Origin of the sequence: Nocardia stercoris (assembly GCF_003696265.1) — a bacterium.
GTDB lineage: Bacteria > Actinomycetota > Actinomycetes > Mycobacteriales > Mycobacteriaceae > Nocardia > Nocardia stercoris.
Window position 1 is genome coordinate 1 of record NZ_RFFH01000043.1, and the last position, 3,379, is coordinate 3,379.

The window sequence follows — 3,379 nt, forward strand, 5'->3', positions numbered from 1 at the left end:
ATTCGAATTCGCCTGGCCGCCTTCGTCCATGGGTTTGCCGCCGCGGGACCGCCGGCGAATCTCCTGGCGTGAGAGCGAACCCGTGCAATCGCGGCTGGGTAGCGCAGCAGTCCCCTGCGGGCGCCCGGGTCGCTGGGCGCGCAAGGCGCCTGTGAATACGGGGCGCGTAGCCGATCGTGCGCCCCAGCGTAGGGCTCACGCAGTGATCGCTCAGCTTGGCGGGCAGCCGTGATATCCCCGCCGCCGGTCTGCTGCCGGACACGGCGGCGCGGAGCTGCGGACTCGACCGAGGATGCGATCCACGCCCGAGCGTCCTGTCCTACCTGTCGACGGCAAGAGATCGCCCCGGTGACCTGGAGAGTCACCGGGGCGAGTAGCCGTTCCGCAGCCGCTACTTGGCCGCGCTCAGGCTGCCCAGGCCGGCGAAAGCGCTGCCTGTGCCGGTGCCGGGCCCGGTGACCGGTGGCGGAGTGGTGGTCGTGGTGGTCGTGGTGCTCTGGCTGACCGTGATCGACGGGCCCTGGGTGGAGTAGTGGCCGGAACCCAGCGACCCGCTGTATTCCATGCCGGTGGTCAGCGCGGTACCCGGGGTGCAATCGTGCCCGACCTTGTACTGCACGGAGAACACCGGGGACTGATGGGCGAGCGGGCGATTCATCACCGGCCAGTTGGTGATGCTGAACGAGACGCCCACATAGCCACTGCCACCGTCGTTGGGCACCACCTCTGGGTCCTCGTACGGGTAGTCGGTCGTGCCGTTGTTCATCTTCGCCGAACCGGCGACGTAGGTCAGGCAGGCCGGATGCTCGTCCTTGATGCTGTAGATGTATTCGTCCACGATGCTGTTGCGCGCGAATTGGGTCGACACGGTGATGACATCACCCTCCTTGGGTGATGTATTGCTGATCGTGCGGGTGAACTGCGACGAGCCGTCGGTCCAGTTGATCGTCCCGGGCGCGGCGGTGGCCGGGCCGGCGCAGAGGACCGCAGCCAGCGCCCCGACAGCGGATGTGGCGGCCGCGCAGGCGACTGCACCGCGAGCGATTGCTCGATATGCCATGAAATTCCCTTGCTCTGACGAGTGATCCGGAAGTGGATGGTAAATATGCGCCGATGGGTTTGTGAAACAACAGGTTCCGACGTATCGACAAGTGAGTCTTGTCACAGTGTGGTCGGGACCGAATCTCGGGTTCGACAACAAATTCTTGTAGACAAACCGTGAATAATGATTTCCGGTCGCACTTTCTTGCGGTACTATCCTTCGGTCCCGTTCTTGGCTGTGCGCTTGTTGATCGGCTCGCCGCGGCGAGATTTCTCGGGCTGATCGGGATCCTGGTGCGGGTAGAAAGTCTGTTTCTCGGCATTTCGATCCCGTTGTCGTAGTGGAAGTTTGGGCCTTCGGCTGACGTGCGCGGTGATCGTGCGCCGGTTGGTCGGCGTGAGTCGCGTTATCGGCCCGCCGTAGCCAGGCCGCGTCGACGGCCCGATACGTGGCTGGATCGAATGCTGTTCCGCGCAGTTTTCAGGCAGGCGGGTGCGACGGCCCGGGTCCTCAACACGGGAACAGTAGGGGCGGGCCGCCCACCGCTTGCCCATTGCCCATTGCCTGGTGCGAGGAGTTTTTTGATTGTCGGCTCCACGTCCACAACCGCGATAAAACAACTCTTTGTTGTCGAAGCACCACTAAGAATGGTTTCTGTTCATACTCTCCTCGGTTTATCGTCTCTCCCGGGAGCGATGTTGCTCACGCCTGACGTGCTTCGCATCGCAATCTCATGCTCGATAAGAGGTGCGCCGATGGCGATGAACAGTAGGAGAAAATTTTGGGTTCCGCGGAACAATTCATCGTGCAGGCACTGCTCGGTCAGCTCCAGAAGATGCTGCTCGCCGGCCTGTCGGGCCTGATCGCCTGATCCGGCTGAGGGGGGCGTGTCCCCGTCTCGCGCCAGCCCTGGCCGGCTGGATACGGCCCGACGTGTGCCGGTCCGCCCCTCTCGACCGGGCATACATGCCCGCGATATCGCGCCGACGTGAAATCGACTGTCCCTCGACCTGGCTCGTTCCAGTGTCGTGGGACTTCACTCGGCGTCTCACCTCTCGGCCACTGCGGCCGGACCACCGTATGTGAGCTGACCGCTCAGTACTTTCAGCGAAACAGGACACTGTCATGACTCATCGAGTAATTGCTCGCACCACCGCGGGCGTCGCCACCACCCTCGCCATCGGAGCGCTGACCGCCCTCGCCGCGGGCACCGCCGGCGCGGCACCGGCAACCGTCACCTGGACAAAGGGAGCCACCACCTACACCCGCACCATCAGCGACGCGACCCCCACCGTCGGCGAGACCATCACCGTGAGCACCCAGATCAAGCGCACCGATTCGACCGACGAGACGATCGATTGGTTCCGGGACATGCACCCGGCCTGCCTGACCTACGTCACCAACTCGGCCACGATGACCGACGACAGCGGCTCCAACCCGGTCGAGCCCTACCTCGACACCAAGTTTCCCGACTACATCGCCGGTGACTTCACCGCCACCGACTACCAGATGGTCGCCAGCAGCTCGCCGGTCACGTTCAGCGCCAAGTACAAGGTCGGCGCCAGCTGCACGCCCGGCACGGCCATGACCGACGGCATCGTGTACCTCTCCTCGCTCGGCCGGTTCGACTACGCCAACCAAGGCCCGTCCATCACCGTCACTGCGGCCACGCACACGACGGTCACCCTCGCCCCCGTCACCGGCGCCACCGTCGGTCAGGCCACCACGCTGACCGCCACGGTGAGTCCGGCGAACGCCGGTGGCACGGTGTCGTTCTCGGACGGAACTACCGTCCTGGGCACGGGCACGGTGAACGCCTCGGGCACCGCCACCTTGTCGTGGACCCCGACGGTGGCCGGTAGCCACTCGATCACCGCGAACTACTCCGGTACCGGTACGGCGACGACGACCGGCACGGTCACCGTCGCCGCCGCCGGAACCTCGACCGGCACCGGCAGTGCAGTCCCGTCGTTTCTCGTCAGCCTGAGCGCCGGCAACTAGGTTCTGTCTCGACGTGAGCGATGGGTGGCACCGCTGGGGGTGCCCTAGCGGAACCACCGAACATGGACAGCCGCAAAATAACTGGTAGTCCGGGATGACAGTGAATGCCCAGGGTTCCCGCTGAGCCGGGGGCATTCGTGAACAGGCCGGCCGACAACGGAATACCGTAATTTGTCGAAGTTCTGTCGGTGGCGGCTACGACAACGGACTGAACCGTCACGGATTTGGGACCGCTTCCTACTTTTGAGGAAGATGGTCTCCATCATGTCGAAGCGTTACCCGCCCGAGGTCCGCGAGAAGGCCGTGCGCCTGGCTCTCGAACGGCTCGATGAGTAC

Annotated in this window: 2 protein-coding genes; one reads left to right on the plus strand and one right to left on the minus strand. The window is 64.3% G+C overall.

Annotated features, from left to right (window positions below):
• Positions 1 to 391: 391 nt before the first annotated feature.
• Positions 392 to 1,060 carry a hypothetical protein gene (locus tag EBN03_RS33450; RefSeq protein ID WP_122192176.1) on the minus strand — a complete coding sequence of 223 codons (669 nt, stop codon included), beginning with the start codon at positions 1,058 to 1,060 and terminating at the stop codon, positions 392 to 394.
• Positions 1,061 to 2,167: 1,107 nt separating this feature from the next.
• On the opposite strand from EBN03_RS33450, the gene EBN03_RS33455 reads away from it, so the two are divergent.
• Positions 2,168 to 3,043, plus strand: coding sequence for an Ig-like domain-containing protein (locus EBN03_RS33455; protein ID WP_122192177.1), 876 nt, complete (start codon positions 2,168 to 2,170; stop codon positions 3,041 to 3,043).
• The last annotated feature ends 336 nt before the right edge of the window (positions 3,044 to 3,379 follow it).

Coding starts and splice junctions, on each gene's coding strand:
- EBN03_RS33450 (WP_122192176.1), bottom strand. CDS start 1,060: ATGGCATATCGAGCAATCGCTCGCGGTGCAGTCGCCTGCGCGGCCGCC.
- EBN03_RS33455 (WP_122192177.1), top strand. CDS start 2,168: ATGACTCATCGAGTAATTGCTCGCACCACCGCGGGCGTCGCCACCACC.